We start from the raw sequence: 19895 nt of genomic DNA on the forward strand, positions 1-19895 counted from the left end.
TTTTTAAAATGTGGAGTGTGAGATGTGCTAAAAATCGGCATTTTGCTTACCTTTATATTTGTAAGATCCTATTAATATCATCCTAGCGGCTAATTTAACAGATCCAAGGCTTATTCTATTTCGTAACAAGAAATAATGTACCGATCAATTTTAGGTAAATCATGATCATTTTTTACGATGGTAACTGCCCATTGTGCGCCAAAGAAATGCGCTTGTTAAAAGAGGCTGATATATATAATAAAATAACGTTAGAAGACATTAATGCCAATGACTTTGAACAACGTTTTAATTACATAAAGCACGAAGATGCACTGGCTTTTTTACATGGTCAGCAAGACAACGGTGAAATGATTTATGGCTTAGATGTTACTTTTGCCGCATGGCAAACGGTTGGCCGCCATAAATGGTTAACAATATTGCAGCTACCTGGTATACGTTTTATGGCAGATCAGATTTATAAAGTGTTTGCAAAATACCGCTCACCGATTGCCCGATTAACGTGTAAATCTACATGTGGTATAAAATAATGCCTGCAAGCTATATTTTATTTGGCGCAAGCAGTGCCATTGCTAAAGCTTACATTGCCCGCATAGCTGAAAATACGCCCACCGCAAACGTGATTTGTATTAGCCGTTCATCACTTGCGCTATCACAAAATACACTGCAGGTTACCCAGTTACAAAGCGATTACTCTCGTTCCAGCTTACAGAGTATAAGTGAGCACTTACGCTCTCATCATATTATCCCTTCACAGGTGATTATCTTTAATGGTTTACTCCACTATGCTCAGGCAATGCCAGAGAAAAAATTAGAAGACATAGACGAAACGTACTTCTCTACCTTGCAAAGCAGTAACGCACTAACCCCAATTTTATGCATACAAGCCATATTGCCATTACTTGATCAACAAACGCCCTGCACAATAGCTGCGCTCAGCGCCCGTGTAGGCAGTATCGACGACAACCAACTAGGCGGTTGGTATAGCTACCGTGCCTCCAAAGCGGCGTTAAATATGTTGTTTAAAACAGCGGCGATTGAACTGGCTCGCAGAGCAAAACAAACGAGGTTGGTGTTATTTCATCCGGGTACTACCGATACTGAGTTATCAAAACCATTTCAAAGAAATGTTGCCAAAGGCAAACTCTTCCCCCCTGAATTTGTGGCTGAGCAGCTTTATACCCTTTTACAGCAACCAGAGCAGCTAACGGATATAGGCCAACCTGCTTATATTGATTGGCAAGGCAAACATATCAATTGGTAAGGATTTTTATGCATTTCACAAAACAACAACTTAACGAGCTAGCGCCGCGTTTTCGTACTCAATTAATCAACTCGTTATCAGGCTTTAAAAGTGCTAACCTCATTGGCACACAAGATAAGCTCGGTAACACCAACTTAGCTATTGTCAGCTCGGTATTTCACTTAGGCGCACACCCACCTTTGGTGGGTATGATCATGCGCCCGCACAGCGTACCGCGTCATACTTTTGAAAATATTATAGAGACTGGTGTTTATACTATAAATCAAGTGAATAGCGAGATTTACAGCCAAGCCCACCAAACTTCAGCCCGCTATGATAGGGATGAGTCAGAGTTCGATGCAACCGGTTTAAAAACAGAGTATTTGAATGACTTCGATGCCCCATTTGTTTTACAGAGCCGCTTAAAATACGCCGTTAATTTAGTTGAACATCAACATCTAGCTATTAATGGTACCGAGCTGGTGATTGGTGAAATCATCGATTTACATGTCGACGGTGCTGCAGTGCAAGAAGACGGTTTTATTGATTTAATGTCGATCCAAACGGTAGCCGTCAGTGGCCTTGATAGCTACCATACAACGCAAGCACTCAGCCGCTTACCTTACGCAAAAAAATAACTTCCGATCCACAAACTAATACCACTGAGCAACCAGCACAATGCATAGTTTTGCCACAACTGTGCATTGTTATAAACCTTTTGTGGGTTGTTTTTATCAACCAATACGCAACAGGGCAGACCTTGTTTAAATCGAGAAAATAGCGTTTTATCATAACTTATCAACACGCTATGTAAGTGGCTATTAAACCTAAAACTAACTAACATTGACTGTTGTGGCAGTAATTCATGTGCGCCAATACGCATATTAACTGCATTGGTAATATCATCAATTTCACATACTCGCCAACGCTGCTTATTGACTTTGCATTTCAGCCACCTAAAAATAGGCAATAAGCCTGCACCAACAAAACAACCACCCAAAATAAAAAGCATGGTGCTCATTATTATTAACCTTGTAAAGATTGATACACGTGATATGCGGCTATCAAATCACTCAACGCCGTACCCACAGATTTAAACACCGTAATATCGGTTTCATTAATACGAGCATAGACGTTTGCTTTCGCTAACTCAGCTAATTCGGCGCATAGTTGCTGCTCGTTGAATACCCCTTCCTTTATTGGAATAAGTAACTCACCGGCTTCGCCTAATACATTTGCTTTGCTATCAACGTAAACGCGACTACGCGTAATTGTTGCCGTATCGCATTCTCTTGCGTCACTATGGTGGTTACCAATTAAATCAATATGGGTGCCTGATTTTAACCAATTGCCATCAAATAATGGGGTTGCACAGCCCGTAGCACAACTGATCACATCTGCACTGTAAATTGTGGCCTCGTTACTTTGCCCTATTACAAATTCGACTTCAGTAAACGCCCCCTGCAAGCGACTTTGTAAAGCTAATAGCTTTTCTTGATTGCGAGCAATTAAAGTGACTCGTTTAAAATTGCGTACAGTCAAATGCGCTCGCACCATATACTCGGCTAAGTTACCACTGCCAAAAAAGACTAAATGTTTACTATTCTCACGGGATAAATAATGGCTGGCCAGTGCAGACACAGCTGCTGTGCGCCATAAAGTAATACGCGTACCATCAACTAAAGCTAACGGCTCGCCATGCTCTCGCGAAAACAACATAATTTTAGAATACAAAGACTCATAGCCAGCTTGGCTATTTTTAGGAAAATACGTAAAGGCTTTAACACCAATTACGTGCTCGTTCCATGCAGGTAATACTGCAAACGCATCATGGTTTGAATCACTATTATCAAGCTCATACACATTTCGCTTAGGCATACTAAAATCGCGAGCAAAACCTTGCTGCATTGCGGTTAATAAACGCTCAAAATTAAGGGCATTATCGATCTGTGCTTGTTCTATAACTTGCATTGTTATAGCTCCAACTCAAAAGGTTTAGGGGCATGTGTTAAAATCTCATAGCCCGTGCTGGTAATTAAGATGTCTTCTTCTAAACGCACACCACCAAAATCAGGGATATAAATACCCGGCTCTATGGTGATCACATTGCCAACCTCTAATATGTGCTTGCAATTGCTATTGATAAACGGCTGTTCGTGTAAGAAAAGCCCTACTCCGTGACCAAGCCCTTGCCCAGCATAATCCCCAAAACCAGATCCATCGAGTATGCGTTGTGATGCATTTTGTAAGTCAATGCAAGGAACGCCAGGTTTAATTAAATCAATCGCAGCTTGCTGCGCTGTCGCTACTGTATTGTAGATTTTCGCTTGTTTAGTTGATGCCTGACCTAATACGTAGCTACGGGTCATATCTGAGCGATAGCCGTTAACAACAGCGCCAAAATCGAGGGTAATAAAATCACCTTCTTTAAGTACGCGATTACTTGGGCTGCCATGGGGTAGCGATGTACGCTCTGCAAACATTAAAATTGTAGCGAACGCCATGCCTTCTGAACCTAGTTTTTGCATTCTAAATTCCAGCTCTAGTGCCAAATCTCGCTCACTCACCCCTTCTTTAAAATATGGCAGGGTTTGCGCTAACGCTTCATCTGCGATTGCAGCAGCCGCTTTAATTTGTGCAATTTCCCACTCATTCTTGATCATTCTTAGGCGCTCAACCAAGCCTTGCACCGCCACCGTAGTGTGACTCGATAATTCATCAGCCACTTGCTGCCACACCGCCACATTAATAAATGCGGCATCAAAGCCCAAATGGCTGTTAGCAGGTAAAAAGCGATTAATACAATGGCCCAAACTTTCGTTATCACGGTCGCGGCTTATCACTTCAAAACCTTGGCACTCAGATTGTGCGCGCTCAAAGTAACGATAATCAGTGATCAATACACAACGTTGTTGCGTGACAATTGCATACGCGGCATTACCACTAAACCCGCTCAAGTAGCGAATGTTCTCATGCCCTAACACTAATAACGCCGTTAAATTCTGCTCTGCCATACATTGTTTTATTAATTGTTGGCGTGCTAAAAAATGATTATTCATCGAAAAATAAATCCTTGCTTTAGGGGATCTGTTGGATCAATTAAGAATGTATGTTTGCCTGTAACAAAAGCTGTGCCTGTAACACGTGGAATAATTGCAGTATGTGTTTTAACATTGCATGACTGTTGAATGCTCACGTTAAACACTGAGCCCAAAATACTTTCAATGTTAACACTTTGCCCTACCGCCAACTCACCTTTTGCGAACGCAAGTGCAGCGCGGGCACTGACGCCTGTACCAGTTGGGCTTCTATCAAGCTCACCTTCTGCAAATATACATACATGTCGGCTAAAATGATTGCTTTGTGATACCTGACTATTAGAGTAAAAAATAACCCCGTATAAAAAACCAAGTGCCTGATCAGTTGGGTGCTTTGGTTGATATTGTTTTGTTACCTGCTGTTTAATCGCTTTACCCAGACTAATGATCTGTTCATGATTATCTGCTGCTAAGCTTAAATCAACAGTATCAGCGTCAACGAACGCATAATAGGCGCCACCAAATGCAATATCACAGCTAACCTCCCCAACCATAGGCAATGTAACTTTCACGTCGAGCTTATCGACAAAACTGGCTACATTATCAAAAGATACTTGCTGTAACTGAGCATTTTTAAGCTCTACATACGCGGTGATCAGCCCTGCTGGGGTATCAATACGTAACTCATTAATTCCATCATTAAAATGAGCAATAGCACTGTCTTTTGCAGCCGTTGCTAAGGCTATAATGGCATGCCCGCACATGGTGCTATAACCTTCGTTATGCAGAAAAAGTACGCCAAAGTGGCTACTCTCACGCTCAGGAGCCGTAATTAATGCACCGTACATATCAGCGTGCCCGCGCGGCTCAAACATCAATGCTTTTCGTAAGTCATCAAAACGCGCCAAACAATCAGCACGCTTCTGGAGCATAGTTTGCCCTTGCACATCGCTAAAACCATCAACAATAATCCGAAGGGGCTCACCACCGGTGTGCATATCAAGTGTATTTATTGATAACCAATCATTATTTGGCTGTTGCCAGTGAGAGAATAAAGTATGGGTCATATGTCACTCTTTTTATTTTTGTATACAGTATATCTTTTATATTTATACTGCAATCGTTTCAACTCTAGTAATAAGAAAAATGCCAAGTAGTTACCTACTCAGCATCAGGACTGTGTTACTCACAATGAGAATGTGCTTAAACATTTTGTCAGTTTTAGCTTTCGCTTGTTAGGTGATATGTACTAAAACGACAACTTACAGCCACTTACCAGGGAACTTAAAATTCTATACGCGCGGTTAACGATACATACCGAGCGCCTTGTCGGCCTGTAACTAAACCATAATCAGGATTAAGCTCTAAGCCATTATCACCGTACTGAGCGCGTTCCTCATTTATTGATAGTGCGCTATCACCATCAAATAAGTTATAAACGGTGCCTTTGAGTGTCATATCAGAGCCAAAAAAGTCAGTGTAATAAGTAAGCGACATATCTACGTTAGTTAACCAAGGTAAATTGCCTTTACTACCACGAGGCGCTGGGTTACCGTTTTCATCATAATGCGATGCTTGGTCGTAGTATTTACTAATACACGCATCCCAAGGATTGCCTTGCTCGCAGCTATCTACACCTTCAGGGTGAACTGAGAAGTAACTTTTTGGTCGACCCGATGTTGTTCGCGCAACTAAGCCAACGGTTAATGAGTCGGTAATATTGTAGGCACCGCTAAATTTAATCGCATGGCGGTGATCGTTTGGTAAATTACCATAGCCATGATCCATCAAATCGCCATAGTCATAAGAAGTTGTCCAGCCCGGATCTGCTTGATCGTTGTCGGTTTTCACTAAGCCCTCAGTATTACCGTAACTGTGTGACCATGTGTATGATGTGTTGATCCGTAAATCATCGGTTACATTGCCATCTAAAGTAAATTCAAGCGCCAAATATTTACGCTGTGCTTCAGGTAATGCTAGCTCTTCAGCACTTAAATTCACGTTATCAACTTGCCCATCGCCATCAAAATCATACGACATTTGGATCGCTTCACCTGGGTTATTAAGCACATAATATGAACCTTGACCTACGTTATCGGTGATCCCCATCTCGGCTAGTTTTTTAGCAAGTACAGGACCCACATCGGTGTCTTCAACACTGCGACCTAAATCACGATAGATTGCACGTACACCCGCCGACATAGTATCAAACACTTCTTGCTGATAGCCTATCGTAAACTCATCACTGTACATTGGCTTCAAAGAAGCAGAAGCAATAAGTCCAGGCTCTGTAATGCCACGTTGACGCCAGCGTCTATCACGTAACATATCACCTCTGCTAGGTGAACCATCCGCTAATAAAGTAGGTGAGCCATTGCCTTCTAATTGATCTAATTCGAAATACTCAAACCACTCAATAGATGCCGATCCTTGAGTAATATTCATGTTGGCCGAGACAGGCTGAAAGTAGCGCCCAAAAGTTGCGAATACTTTAGCACTACCATCACCACTTACATCATAGATAGCTTGTAAGCGCGGTGCTATTTGGTTATCAATATCAACAAAAGCGCGGCCATCCGATACGGTGTTTTCAAACTGACTGTAACGCAAGCCCATATTAAGCACTAAATTATCAGTTGCTTGCCATGAGTCATTAATATAAAACGCTAACGAAGTGGTATCTGAATCAACTTCACGGCTACGAACGCGTCGCTCGATAAAGTCACTGCCCAGCGCTGCACCCGAGATATCATTCTCACCTGCGGTTTTTATTGTCCACCAGCCTTGTGCATCACCCACCCCGTTTTGACCTTCAAAGTAATCAACTTTCACGTTGGTGTAGTCAATACCAAACTGAATTGAATGCATATCCAGATCCCAATTGAAGTCAATGCGGGCTTGATCACGGATATACTCTTCTTCAGTGACAGATGAGTTTGTGTGCTGGCTTAACGTTACAAAACCATTTCTCTCATCCCAAACACCAGGATTAGGTGAAGCAACAACATTTTCAACATTTTCAGTTACACGACCAACCACCGCTGATACCGAAAACGTATCTGTAAGGTAACCGTTATAGTTAATACTATATACATTGCCGCCATCTTCGCCTGGCGCATCCACGCCTTGTTGGTCACCTACCACATTATCTTGCCAGTTATAAGCGAATGTTTTGTCAGTCCAAGTGCGTTTATTATTCATCGCAGAGAAACCCACAGAATGGTCTTCGTTTATAAACCAATCTACCTTGGTAAACCAACGGTCTTCATCACGCTCAAAATCAGAGAAAGTTGTTTGCCCTGCGCCCGTTGATTCTTCACGTCGCGGTGCAAATAAACCATAAAAGAACAGGGTATCTTCAATAATTGCACCGCTTGCCCACAGTTGTAGCTCTTTAAAGTCGTAACTGCTTTGTTGTGTATTAGTACTTATAGTGCCGCTGTCTTGAAATATTGAGTCATGCTGACTGCGCAGGCTGTCTGGATCCCAACGCACCTCAGCACCAAATTTAAAATCATTATCACCTGATTTTGAAACTGCATTGACAATACCACCTAACGCGCCACCAAATTCAGGGCTTACACCACCCGTTTTAACTTGTGTTTGCGAAATCGCTTCCCAAGGTAGGCGAATAGAGCCTAAGCCTGTACGAATACTCGTTACGTTTAAGCCATTAAAATAGTAGCCATTTTCAGCCGCAGATGAACCACCAAAACTTGACGCACCATTAAAGCTTGAGCCACCTGGAGCTGCTGTACCTGGCGCTAATAAAGCAATACTTTCAAAGCCTGTGTTTACTGGCATTGCTTTAAGTTCAGCATCGCTAAAAGTTAGCCCAGAGGTAGAAGAGGCCATATCAACACGACGTATAGCAGCACCAGTTACAGCGATACGCTCCATATCTGTTCCGGCTTGAAAAAGTTGTACATCAAGAATAATGGATTGACCAATGGTCACAGCCACATCTTCTTCAACCATTGTTTGATAACCATCTTTCACAATAGTGACATCATAAGTGCCCACTGGCACATTACGCAGTAAATAATCGCCTTCAGCATTACTTGTAATGGTATACACAAGACCTTTCGTTTTGTGTTTAAGGGTAATTTTTGCACCAATCAAATCACTGCCAGATTGCGCCACAATATGACCTTTTACAATACTACTGCCATCAACGGCTTGCGCAGCAGGCGCCATCATTAATGCAGCAGTAACCGCCGTTGCTAATAGGGTTTTTACACCCGCTCCCCGAGTTTGCTTTTTATTATATGTAAACATGAAAATGTTCCTTTGATCCTGTTAATTTTTTGTTGTCTGTCTAACCTCTGACGCAAAAAATATACACCCATTACATATTGTATACAATATTAAATATACATTTATTTTTTAAGATCGTCTTAAAATACCATGTTGTTAATCGCAAGCTGTGCTGAAACATCACCATGAAAAAAATTAAAAAAGCCTGTTATTAAACACTTGTGTGAAATAACTGTGCAATTTACACGCTTCGTTCTAAGCTTATACGCTCAACAAAAAGTGCAGAATCAGCAAAAATTAAAAGGACTCACATGCAAGAGCAGCGCTTAACCATCAAAGTCATGTCTAAAGAAGAAGTGAATATTGCCGTTGAATGGGCCGCGCTAGAGGGCTGGAACCCAGGTCTGCATGACGCACATAGCTATTACCAAGCAGATCCGCATGGCTTCTTAATTGGCTACCTTGGTGATGAGGCTGTGGCAACCATTTCTGTAGTTAAATATAATAGTGACTTTGCTTTTTTAGGCTTTTATATCGTTAAGCCCGAATACCGTGGCAAGGGTTATGGAATGCAAATTTGGCAAGCAGGACTGAGCTACCTAAAAGGGTGCAACATTGCCCTTGATGGGGTAATTGAACAACAAACTAATTATAAAAAATCAGGGTTTTCATTCGCCTACAATAACATTAGGTTTGCCGGAATCGCTGATGGTCAACTAGCAAAAAATGACCATATCATTGAGCTTGCAAGGCTACCATTTTCTGCAATAGCCGATTACGAAAAACCCTTATTCCCCGCTGCGAGAGCTGACTTTTTACAAAGTTGGATAAGCCAAGTTAACTCGCACGCGTTAGGAATTTTAGACAACGATAAATTAGCCGGTTACGGTGTGATCAGAGCGTGTCGCGAAGGGTTTAAAATTGGCCCTCTATACGCGAACACTCCTCAATTAGCTGAGTCGTTGTTTCTCGCATTAAAGGCATCAGTTCCTACAGGTGAAACTATCTACTTAGATGTGCCTAATATAAACCAAGCCGCAATGGCTTTAGCGCAACGCTATAATATGCAGCCATCGTTTGAAACAGCCAGAATGTATACACAGCAACCCCCCACTACCCCTTTAAGTAAAGTGTTTGGTATAACTTCTTTTGAAATTGGCTAAGCCTAGCACCTATTTATAGCTGCAAGTTTCTCGCGCAGCTTTTGTCTTGCCAAGCATTCATTATTAATCTTTATATTCATATTTTCACAACAGCGAAATCGGCCTTAAACATAAAATGCGAGTTAAGTCACTTTAACGTGGCTCATGTTTGCTCTGCCGTTTTTACTTTCTAAGTACTTTTATACACAAGCTTTATGGAACACTGCTGCTCTGTTAATTCTTACTAAACTCTAAACTAGGTGTCAGATTTATTTTTATCTCGGCTTTGCCAAAGCTAATTTAACTGATACACTCAAACTGTATAATGTATACAATATATATTTATAAGAGGAATGATAATGGAAACGAATAGTAAAGATTGGCGATACACTGTTATGCCAGCTGTATTTACATGGCTAAAAGAAACTGAATCCGGCACTGTTGAAATTGACCTTGAAGCAACACAAAAATACGCTGCAGATATTTTAAAAGTGCAAGGAAAGGGTGGCACTCGCATGGGTGGACTAGTCGGCTCAGGTACACTCGGTGAAAATAGCTATCTAAGCGCGGAGCAGCGCCTTTCTTTACTAAAAGCCCTATCAAGCGTTGCGAAAGAGTACAATGTGCCATTGATCAGTGGCGCGGCGGCTGAGACAAAAGAAGAACTTGCCAAAATAGTTACAGAGCTTGCGACTGTTGGCGTAGATACAGTTATGGTGATGCCACCAAAAACAAAGGAAGCGCCTTGTGATGAACAAATGTATGCGTATTACGCACTTGCAGCAGCGGCTGCAAAAGCAGCGGGCATAACAATAATGCCCTATAACAACCCTGACGCAGCCGGCTATCATGCGCTCTCAACGGATCTACTTACAAGACTTGCCGCCCTGGCGGAAGTCACTGCACTTAAAATATCGACTATCGACGTGTCAGTTATTGAAACAATGATGCTAGAGAACAAAGACTTAAAAGTATTGGCCGGTGTTGACACTGTGACTGTTCATGCAGGCCTTGCTGGCGCATGTGGTGGCATTACAGGTGTTGGGTGCATATTCCCAAAAGCGAGTATTACTATGCAAGAGTATGTAAATAGTGGAGAGTGGGCTGAGGCAAATAAAATATCTCAGGCGATGAACTCCCTATCCTACCTTGATGCACAGCCATTACTTTTAGAGTACCTTAAGTTTGCTTTTGGCATTCATCATAATGATCTAACTGGTGGGCTTCGCACTTTTGGCAAGAAGTTAACCCAACAGCAAATTGATGATGTTCACACAAGGTATTCCCTAGCAAAAGAACGACTTGAGATCCTCGATTTACTAGACTGATCTTTTAAAGTATTCAAATAGCAAACTCCGTTGTTACGGAGTTTTTTTATCTACTATTTATTCAATATTCATGCAAATTAAACGTCATAAACACACTAGAGATACCACTGTTAAGATGGGTGTCTAGTTTATTCTCACTGACAGCGATGTGATCGCAATAAGGGATTAATAAGTTTTTGCTGTAATTAACTTGCACAACAGCCGCATCGACAGACGAAGTAAACGGGTTTGTTTATTGATTTTGAATTGACCGTCCATTTATAAAAACGGTCAAAAAGAATACTAGTGCCTATTGACAGGGTTAAGGCTCATATGTGTTAACCCTTTGCAGAAAAGGATTCATGATAAGTAACGATTCCTTGAGGTAAATCCTCTTGAAATAACAAGGCTTGAAAATACTCCGGCGGTACATCTGGAAGAACCAAGCCTCCTCTAGGCTTGAAGCCAAAACGATGATAGTAATTTGGGTCTCCGAGCAATACACAACCTTTAGCTTTTATATTCTTTAGCTCTTGAATGGCTGCATTCATAAGCTTCGAGCCAATACCTTTACTCTGATTATTGGGAAGAACTGAGATTGGGCCCAGACCATACCAACTATCTGTACCATCAGAAATAGTTACAGGAGAAAGCGCCACATGACCAACGACATTGCCTTCATCTTCAGCAACGAGAGAAATTGATAATGCACCAGATTCACGAAGTGCTTTAACTATAAACTGCTCCGTATGATCGGTATGTGGTGCCTCAAGAAATGCGGCTACAGTAATTTCATGGATACTTTGAACATCGCTTGATTGTTCTTTTCGGATACTAATACTCAATCGGATATCTCCTTGAGGGTTAACGAGCCTGTAGAATAACTCGTTTTAATTTATTTTTATTGATGCATTAACCATAGCCAAGTTCCTATTTTGATTCAATCGACAACTGACTTTTACGTAAAATATAAAAGAGGATTTGCTGTTGCTTTAATTGTGTTTTGGAAGGTATAACAGGTGTCTGAGTGGCTTATTTTAGATGGTAAGGGCTTACTCAATTAGTGCATCGCGTTTTCACATATCAATATAAGCCTTCAAGTTCATCCTCATTTACTTCTCATTCCCTCCTCTTTGTGCAAAAAAACTTAGTGAATTATTCACAAAAAGGTTAAAAGGCGCTGCGCTTTAGAGTAATACAGATTCTAAACCAAAAAATTTACGCGGCTGGGTATACCACGACCTAATAGCCAACGCTTATCAGCTAACGGTGGATTTAGATCACTGGATCCGCCGTAGGATAAGAATGTGCTACTGGCTGCAATGACGCTCTTTGCAAAGGAATAGCACGCACCAAAGTACGCAGTTTAATGAAATTGGGTGTTAGCGAACGACTCGCCATTGCATGTGGTATCACCAGTAAAGGTCCTTGTAGAAGCTCAAAAACAAAAGGAATTAACATTGCGATAGGCAATGACTATCTAGCGTCAAAAGGTTTAGCGTCATTGAGAGATATTTGGATCAATATTCATTACGGGAGATGAACCGCCCATTGCGGACCCGCATGATGGGTGGTGTGGGGGCTGGAGGTTAGAGACCTCCGGCTACCCGATTAGAAGTATTTTACTACCAACCCTCTAGGTAAGAACCTATTTCTTTACCCTTTGAAATATCATCTTGATTAATAAAGGCACTCTTAGTTTCAGGTTTGCGAAGACTGTAACGATGAAACAAAAAACATAATCCCAAATATAGTAACCAGAAAAATATAAGTACCCCAACAAGTAAACCAGTCTTCGCTAATAAGCCTAACCCATCTCTGAAATAAATTATTGGAGATCCTATTAAACATACAAGCCAAGATATGTGCATGAATGAGGTCTTGGCTGCGATCTTAAATACGGTAAATGAATACATTGAGGCTTAATTAACCCTTTGATACTTCTAACGCTTAAATCAGCCGCGCTCTTGAGCGTCGGCTGCATTTACTTGTTCAATGTTTTCAGCTTCTACCTTGGCCTTTTTGAAATCTATATTTGCAATTGATTTTGGATATGGAAGTCGTCGACCCCAGATAATCCAATAACCATAAAGCATATTCAAAATAAATATGGAACCCATAAAATATGGAGCGAACCTTCCGAACACTTTGTACTTCGCTCCCTCCTCAATTTTTTCTACGGCATTTGCAAGCTGCTCGGGAGATAAATAGCCAGTAAGCGCTTTAGATACAATCTCCCTTGTTATCGTAAATTCCCCAGACATTGAAAAAATAAAATAACCTAGCCCACCAAAAATAACGGTGATAAATGCTGTGAAAGCTAACTTTGAACTCAGCGAACGCTCTCTACGATGACGAACTGGTGTTGTTAAGTCCATTAATAGAAATGCTGAATTTCCTCCCGAATTTACACATTTTATACCTTGAGGGGCGCCCAACACCGTACCGGACACAATCACATCCGTACTAAATTTCCCAGTGTGTAAAATTTCCAGAGAGAAACCATCGTTGTGGTCTAAAAATTCAAAACCTACCTGAACTACTTTATTGGATATCTTACTTGTCTGGCATGCTATGACGTCACGACTTTTCTTTAGAATCTGAACATTTAGTATTTCAATCTCATCCGAGTCATTCAGCTCGATTGTTATAGGTTGATTTTCAGGTATATCACTGCGAACTATTGGCTTTCTACCGTCGTTCCAAAACCAAACAATAGTGGATTGAACTCCATCCACTTTGTGTCCTTTATAATAAACTTCAATGTCATCAGGAGCATCAGAAGAACGCTGTATTTTCCTAAGTGTCTTGTACATAAACTTAGGAGACTTTTTCTCTGAATAACGATGTGCAAAGAATGCAGTCGCTATAATACTTAGTATCCCAAGGATAATTCCAATATTGTTACTAATATCTTGCATTTTCTACTACCAAATTGTTAGACGACTGAATTAATGGCATTGAACGCCGCATTAAGGTGTGAGCAACGCAACCACGAAACCTAACCATACCACCGTAAACACAAAACCCAACGATGGAATGAAAAATGCCAAGCGTTGGGAATCACTCTTAAATGCATTGATACTCATTGAGCCTCCTCCCCAGCATCGCGATTATTCGCTACGCTGAAAAGGCAACCAACCTTACAGGAGAAAGCTCAATGAACTTTTACAATAACATGCATCCATATTATTGTGGAATCGATTTACACGCGCGATTACTTTACGTCTGTATCATTGATAATACAGGACTTATCCTTGTTCACAAGAAAATTAAAGATGATCCTGACGCACTGCTAAAACTACTTAAACCGTATATCGGTGATATTGTGGTTGGCGTAGAGTGCATGCACTGCTGGTATTGGGTCGCTGACTTTTGCAAAGAACACACGATCGACTTTATCCTTGGTCATGCGCTATATATGAAGGCGATTCATGGCGGCAAAGCCAAAAACGATAAAATTGATTCGTATAAAATTGCCAAACTCATCCGTGGCGGTAACTTCCCGCTTGCTTATGTCTATGACAAAGATATGCGTGCTACGCGCGATTTATTGCGCCGAAGAACCAAAATTGTTCGTCATGGCGCTGATTTAAAAGCCCATGTCGCTAATACTGCCAGTCAGTATAATTTACCTGCCCACAATGTTAATTTAAAGAACGTTTGCGACAGAGAAAAGATGCGCTATTACTTCCCTGATCCCGTTGTGCAACGCTCTATTAATTTAAACATGGCCATACTCGATTGCTATCATAAGGAGCTTAAGCCTTTAGAGCATTACATTGAACAAATGGCTAAACAACACAACCCTGTTCACCTTAATATCTTGCAAACAATTAATGGTATAGGCCGCATTCTAGCACTCACCATTATTTATGAAATTGGTGACATCAATCGCTTTTCCAGCGTGCAAAAGTTCGCTTCATACAGTCGGTTAGTCAAATGCAAAGCGGAGTCTGCTGGCAAAACCTATGGCACCCAAGGTAATAAAATTGGCAATGCACATCTCAAATGGGCTTTCTCGGAAGCTGCAGTATTACTGCTGCGCCACAATCATAACGCCAACAAATACCTTGAAAAACTACAAAAGCGAATGAGCAAAGCCAAAGCACTATCAGCGCTTGCGCATAAGCTGGGTCGCTGTGTTTATTACATGCTTAAAAAAGAGACGGTATTCGATGAAGCAAAATTCTTAAAGAGTTAGTCACGGTACTGAGTGAGCTGAACACCTAACTGGATATAAGGCTGAGCATCAATCAATTGGGTGAGTTAATGACCAACAAGGTTTAACCTTATTATATGCCTACAGACCTAAGCCACTTGCCTTGATTAGACGCTCAGTACGCGTGCATTAATACAATAAACAAAGTCGCTTACACCTGACTTGAGCCTGAAACTAACTGGATCACCAAGATGAAACCAGCCGCCTTGAATAGTGCCATGATTAGGTTAACCGATGAATGTCTAGTGCCCCTACAAATCCATAAGGATATGGAAAAAGTAGGCTGCGATGAGATCGCAATAAGAGAGCCTCTATATGTGTTTGCCGTAAGCAACTTGCTTAATAGCCACATCGACAGACGAAGTAAACGAATTTGTTTATTGATTTAGAATTGACCGTCAATTGATAAAACGGTCAAAAAGAACACTAATGCCTATTGACAGGGTTCAGGCTCATATGTGTTATATGCGTGCTAGACTATTGTAGATTGCACATAGATATAAATACCCGCAAGGACAATAAGCCCTATACACATGCAAGTGACAAACTTTGTCGTTCTATAAGCTTTTTCTCCAGACTTTACGACCTCCCATTCATTTTTTAACAAAACTTGAGATTCAGTAATAACTCCATCAATTTTACTTTTTACAAAGTCTTTATCACGCATTTCTCTAGGGCTAGAAATGTAACCGTCTAATTCTTTTAGTTTGTCTATCAGAATTTTGTCATCTTTGACGTTTAGCCGCATCATTATTCGATTATAGCACTCAGAGTAGTGTTCAAAATCTGTTGTGATTAGCTCATTAAATTCCAATAACCACTGACGGCCTTTATATGGTTCTGCTTTCTCTTCTTCTGAAATTTGAGTAAGTTGCCATTTACTTGAGATACGATCAAAACTTGCAGTCAATTTAGCAATGTCATCACGTAACGCATCTATCCAGTTTTGGCGGAACTCTGAGATTTTCCCCTCTTTTTGGTTAATCAGAGAAACAAAAGAAAATATACCTGTTAATAAAGCACCACAAATGACACCAAGTGGAACAAACATCGTACTCGTAATTTCCATCAATACTCCAAATTTAGTGTATAAGCATATAACAGCTTATAGAACGTCACTTTGGGGGGTTATAACACCCCAAAACGGCGTATATTACATGGCTTAATAATTCCACTAAACAACTCCAATGTAAACAGACAATTACGTATGTTATAAAATTATCGCTGCTAAAATACACCAAAACGACTTTTAATAATGTTATTGGACAAAACACAAATTACTGTCTATACATACAGTACCACTTGGAAAGTTGAAAATTATTTATGAAATCTCTTTTTCTAAGCATGATTAAAGATCATATGTATAGCAAGCAAGCGGTATGCAAAGAGGAGCACTATTGAAGCTTACCTGTTTTGGATAGCTGCCTATATCCGTTTTAATAATATGCAGCACCCAAGCTCTATGGGAGACACTCAAGTAGAATTGTATTTAAACCATCTAGTAAACTCGCAAAATGTAGCGCAAGGCACACAAGCACAGGCATTGAATGCGCTAAGTTTCTTATATAAAGAAATAATTAAGTGTCCCCTCTCATTATCATTAAACTTTGTAAAAAGTGAACGCCCAAGAAAATTACCCGTTGTGCTGACACAAACAGAAGTTTCAATGCTATTTAAATACTGTATGGCAAAACATTATTTAGCGTGCGCACTACTTTATGGTAGTGGAATGCGGCTAATGGAAGTATTGCGCTTGCGTGTGCAAGATATTGATTTTGACTATAGCTGCGTCCGTATTTGGGATGGCAAAGGAGGAAAAAACCGTGTTGTAACGCTTGCAACTGAGCTCATACCGCAAATACGGACACAAATTCAATTAGTAGAGAGTTATTTACAGCTAGATCTAAATAACCCGCTATTTTGCGGCGTGTTTATGCCACATTTATTACGTAAAAAATATCCAAATCATGACAAACAGCTGGGTTGGCAGTATTTATTTCCATCTTATAAACTCAGTATTGATCCCCAAAGTAAACAGTTAAGAAGGCATCATATAGATGAAAAACAATTACAGCGCGCGGTAAAAAAAGCAGCTCGTGATGCACAGATTAATAAACACGTTACCCCGCATACCTTACGCCATTCATTTGCAACGCATCTATTACAAAGTGGTGCTGATATTCGAACGGTTCAAGCGCAATTAGGCCATAGCGATGTGCGAACAACTCAAATATATACACATGTTTTACAACAAGGTGCCAATGGCGTGATCAGTCCATTCTCGAGGTTATAAAACAGGTAAAAAGGACGGCCGTATATTTTTGTCAATAAATTTAACGCGCTAAAGCACATTATAAAAAATGTGCTACTAAGGGACTTATTTAAAACTACCTTTTTTCATCTTCTATTTTAAGTAATAGCTTTTTAATGTCGTTTTTGGCGCCTAAGATATGTTTTTTCAAAAAGTCACAGGCTTTTTTAGTGTCCTTTGCACGACAGTGATTTAACAATGTACGGTGCTCTTCGGGTGCGGTGGTTAAGCCACCGGCAAGTAGAATATGCATGCGTACGTAGCGCTCTGAATTTTTACTATACATATCTACCAGCTCACGGGTTTGTGGGCGTTGTGCGCGGCTGTATAGTTTGCCATGAAAACGGCTGTTTAAATCGCCTGTGGCAAGGTGGGTATCACCCGCATCCATGGCGCTTTCAAGCTCAGTTAAAATAAGCTCAGCGTCGATTAAATCTTGATCTGTTAAACCGTCTATTGAATGGCTCAGCAGCTCGGCTTCGAGTAAGGCTCTTAAATCAAAAATTTCATCAATTTGTGATGCTGAAAGCTCTGTTGCCGTGGCTCCTTTGTGCGCTTCGAAGTTTACAAGTCCTTCTGCTTCTAGCTGAAGAAGTGCTTCACGTACAGGAATACGACTTACATTAAGCTCAGCAGCGAGTGCGGCTTGACGTAGCGGATCACCGGCTTTGATCTCACCTGTTAAGATTTTTTCACGAATTGCTTCTGCGACTAGTTGGGTACGGGTTTTATGTTCGATAGCCATGGTGATCCTCTTACATTGCATTTAGCATACATTATACCCAAGTTCGCCTATATGCCAAGTGAGAATCTGCCTGAACCTCTCTATAAATAAGGAAAGCGGGAATATGCAATTTGCCTTTCCCGCTTAAGACTAGTTATGCTTGATAACAAATTGGTCGCATAAAACGTAACATTGCATTTGTGCCCACAGAGGTACTGCGTACATCGGTTGAACTTGGGAATGGCCCTCCGTGGTTCATTGAACCGCACACTTCAACACCTGTTGGCAGCTGATTCTTTATCAAACGGCCAACTTTATATTGCAGCGCTTCGATAAGGCTGTCGGCGTTGTTTAAGTCAGCTTCCGTGCCATGAATACTGGCGGTTAACTGCCCTTGTAATTGGTTTATCAATGTCATGAGCTGCTGTTCACTGTCGTAGCGCACCACTAACGCAGCGGGGCCAAACACTTCTTCATGCAAAGCTGGGATTGCCAAATAATCATCAGCATTACAAGCAAATACATGTGCATTAGCATGAAATTCATGCGCCAGCTTGCCTTTACCTAGCAGGCTAAGCTGATCAAGCTGAGTTCGCTCTGCTATTTGGTGTTTAAAGGTTTTAACAATCCCAGGAGTGAGCAAAGTGTCTGATGGGGCATCATTAATACACGCTGTTATATGTGCTTCGAGTTCGTCACACCCGGTTGGTACTAACCAAAGCCCTGGGCTGGTGCAAAACTGCCCGTTCCCCATCAGCATTGACTGGCAAAGTGATTGTGCCATCTCTTTGCTATGTTTAATGGCTTTATTGGGTAAAATAACTTGTGGATTAATACTGCCAAGCTCACCATAAAATGGGATCGGCTCTTCACGCTTGGCAATTGTTGCTTGCAGCTTACTGGCCACATTAAATGAGCCTGTAAACCCCACCGCTTTTATTGCCGGCGCAGCCACTAATTGATGCGATGTGTCGTAAGCTTTACTTTGTACCATTGCAAACACGCCTAACGGCATTGCACATTCTTTAATGGCTGCAAGCGCCGCACGTGCCATCAACTCACCCGTACCTGGGTGCGCGGTGTGGTTTTTTACAATTACTGGGCAGCCTGCTGCAAGGGCTGCGGCGGTATCGCCGCCCAGTGTTGAAAAGGCGTACGGGAAATTAGATGCACCAAATACAGCCACCGGCCCCAGCGGTAAATAGTTAAGTTCAGTGTGTGGCTTTGGTAACGGTGCTCTGCAGGCATCTGCCTCATCCACTATTTTTAAACCCAATGGCGACTCAGGGTTGTCACGCAATGCATTAGCAAAGGCTTTAAGCTGATTTACGGTGCGCATACGTTCACCTTGTAAACGTGCCAGCGGCAAGTTGGTTTCTTGCTGTGTTTGCTCAAGTAACTCATCACCAAGCGCTAAAATATGATCAGCAATACATTCTAAAAAATCTGCACGTTGTGCAAAACTGGTTTTACGATACTCATAAAACGCCGATTGTGCGGCTTCTATTGCACTGTCTAACTCAGTGGCGCTGAGATTAAAAAAGCGCGTTGCGAGTGGTTCATTACGGGCGGGGGAAAATGCGTTAAATTCACCATTTCCAGAATGACCGAGCCATTGCCCTGCTACTAAACTTTGTCCTGTTAATGTCATGCT

General features: G+C 41.3%; 17 protein-coding genes and 1 pseudogene. 8 read left to right on the forward strand and 10 right to left on the reverse strand.

Going from position 1 to position 19895, the window contains the following annotated elements; all coding sequences use genetic code 11:
• Positions 1–161: 161 nt before the first annotated feature.
• Genes PHAL_RS0103435 through PHAL_RS0103445 form a run of 3 tightly spaced genes read left to right on the forward strand, consistent with a single transcriptional unit; the run spans position 162 to position 1878 of the window.
• Positions 162–527 carry a thiol-disulfide oxidoreductase DCC family protein gene (locus PHAL_RS0103435; RefSeq protein WP_016707019.1) on the forward strand — a complete coding sequence of 122 codons (366 nt, stop codon included), beginning with the start codon at positions 162–164 and terminating at the stop codon, positions 525–527.
• On the forward strand, positions 512–1261 hold the full coding sequence (locus PHAL_RS0103440) for an SDR family NAD(P)-dependent oxidoreductase (RefSeq protein ID WP_232321821.1): 750 nt from the start codon (positions 512–514) through the stop codon (positions 1259–1261). The genes PHAL_RS0103435 and PHAL_RS0103440 overlap by 16 nt, the downstream gene beginning before the upstream one ends.
• Before the next feature lie 8 nt (positions 1262–1269).
• Positions 1270–1878, forward strand: a complete 609-nt coding sequence (locus PHAL_RS0103445) for a flavin reductase family protein (protein ID WP_016707021.1) — start codon at positions 1270–1272, stop codon at positions 1876–1878.
• On the opposite strand, the gene PHAL_RS0103450 is transcribed toward PHAL_RS0103445, so the two are convergent.
• From PHAL_RS0103450 to PHAL_RS0103470, 5 genes are all read right to left on the reverse strand, one after another.
• Positions 1863–2261: a hypothetical protein gene (locus PHAL_RS0103450; protein WP_016707022.1), complete on the reverse strand. Its 399-nt coding sequence runs from the start codon at positions 2259–2261 to the stop codon at positions 1863–1865. The genes PHAL_RS0103445 and PHAL_RS0103450 overlap by 16 nt on opposite strands.
• Before the next feature lie 5 nt (positions 2262–2266).
• On the reverse strand, positions 2267–3211 hold the full coding sequence (locus PHAL_RS0103455) for an ornithine cyclodeaminase family protein (RefSeq protein ID WP_016707023.1): 945 nt from the start codon (positions 3209–3211) through the stop codon (positions 2267–2269).
• A gap of 2 nt (positions 3212–3213) precedes the next feature.
• Complete coding sequence (locus tag PHAL_RS0103460) at positions 3214–4299, reverse strand: M24 family metallopeptidase (protein ID WP_016707024.1); 1086 nt, start codon at positions 4297–4299, stop codon at positions 3214–3216.
• A complete protein-coding gene (locus tag PHAL_RS0103465; RefSeq protein WP_016707025.1) occupies positions 4296–5345 on the reverse strand; it encodes a proline racemase family protein in 1050 nt (349 codons plus the stop codon). Before PHAL_RS0103465 ends, PHAL_RS0103460 begins: the two co-directional genes overlap by 4 nt.
• A gap of 217 nt (positions 5346–5562) precedes the next feature.
• Positions 5563–8556, reverse strand: coding sequence for a TonB-dependent receptor (locus PHAL_RS0103470; RefSeq protein ID WP_016707026.1), 2994 nt, complete (start codon positions 8554–8556; stop codon positions 5563–5565).
• 290 nt (positions 8557–8846) lie between these two features.
• Between PHAL_RS0103470 and PHAL_RS0103475 the strand changes: the two genes are divergently transcribed.
• Both PHAL_RS0103475 and PHAL_RS0103480 read left to right on the forward strand, forming a co-directional pair.
• A complete protein-coding gene (locus tag PHAL_RS0103475; protein WP_016707027.1) occupies positions 8847–9698 on the forward strand; it encodes a GNAT family N-acetyltransferase in 852 nt (283 codons plus the stop codon).
• Positions 9699–10036: 338 nt separating this feature from the next.
• On the forward strand, positions 10037–11005 hold the full coding sequence (locus tag PHAL_RS0103480; protein ID WP_016707028.1) for a dihydrodipicolinate synthase family protein: 969 nt from the start codon (positions 10037–10039) through the stop codon (positions 11003–11005).
• Between the two features lie 317 nt (positions 11006–11322).
• Here PHAL_RS0103480 and PHAL_RS0103485 read toward each other — a convergent pair whose 3' ends face one another.
• On the reverse strand, positions 11323–11829 hold the full coding sequence (locus tag PHAL_RS0103485) for a GNAT family N-acetyltransferase (RefSeq protein WP_016707029.1): 507 nt from the start codon (positions 11827–11829) through the stop codon (positions 11323–11325).
• A 373-nt stretch (positions 11830–12202) separates the two neighbouring features.
• Between PHAL_RS0103485 and PHAL_RS24720 the strand changes: the two are divergent.
• Positions 12203–12527 (forward strand): annotated as a pseudogene (locus PHAL_RS24720) (group II intron reverse transcriptase/maturase); the annotation flags it as partial.
• Positions 12528–12939: 412 nt separating this feature from the next.
• On the opposite strand, the gene PHAL_RS0103500 reads toward PHAL_RS24720, so the two are convergent.
• Positions 12940–13905: a hypothetical protein gene (locus PHAL_RS0103500; protein WP_016707032.1), complete on the reverse strand. Its 966-nt coding sequence runs from the start codon at positions 13903–13905 to the stop codon at positions 12940–12942.
• A gap of 239 nt (positions 13906–14144) precedes the next feature.
• On the opposite strand from PHAL_RS0103500, the gene PHAL_RS0103510 reads away from it, so the two are divergent.
• Entirely contained in the window at positions 14145–15188 is a 1044-nt protein-coding gene (locus PHAL_RS0103510) for an IS110 family transposase (RefSeq protein ID WP_016707034.1), read from the forward strand.
• A gap of 490 nt (positions 15189–15678) precedes the next feature.
• On the opposite strand, the gene PHAL_RS0103520 is transcribed toward PHAL_RS0103510, so the two are convergent.
• Complete coding sequence (locus PHAL_RS0103520; RefSeq protein ID WP_016707036.1) at positions 15679–16275, reverse strand: hypothetical protein; 597 nt, start codon at positions 16273–16275, stop codon at positions 15679–15681.
• A 294-nt stretch (positions 16276–16569) separates the two neighbouring features.
• Between PHAL_RS0103520 and PHAL_RS0103525 the strand changes: the two genes are divergently transcribed.
• The gene (locus PHAL_RS0103525; protein WP_036980292.1) at positions 16570–17499 is read left to right on the forward strand and encodes an integron integrase; all 930 of its coding nucleotides are present in this window, start codon (positions 16570–16572) and stop codon (positions 17497–17499) included.
• Positions 17500–17593: 94 nt separating this feature from the next.
• On the opposite strand, the gene PHAL_RS0103530 is transcribed toward PHAL_RS0103525, so the two are convergent.
• Positions 17594–18262: a GntR family transcriptional regulator gene (locus tag PHAL_RS0103530; RefSeq protein WP_016707038.1), complete on the reverse strand. Its 669-nt coding sequence runs from the start codon at positions 18260–18262 to the stop codon at positions 17594–17596.
• A gap of 133 nt (positions 18263–18395) precedes the next feature.
• Positions 18396–19892 (reverse strand): aldehyde dehydrogenase (NADP(+)), encoded by a 1497-nt coding sequence (locus tag PHAL_RS0103535; RefSeq protein ID WP_016707039.1) that lies wholly within the window; start codon positions 19890–19892, stop codon positions 18396–18398.
• Positions 19893–19895 lie beyond the last annotated feature (3 nt).

The organism is Pseudoalteromonas haloplanktis ATCC 14393, assembly GCF_000238355.1.
In the GTDB taxonomy this organism is placed as follows: domain Bacteria; phylum Pseudomonadota; class Gammaproteobacteria; order Enterobacterales; family Alteromonadaceae; genus Pseudoalteromonas; species Pseudoalteromonas haloplanktis.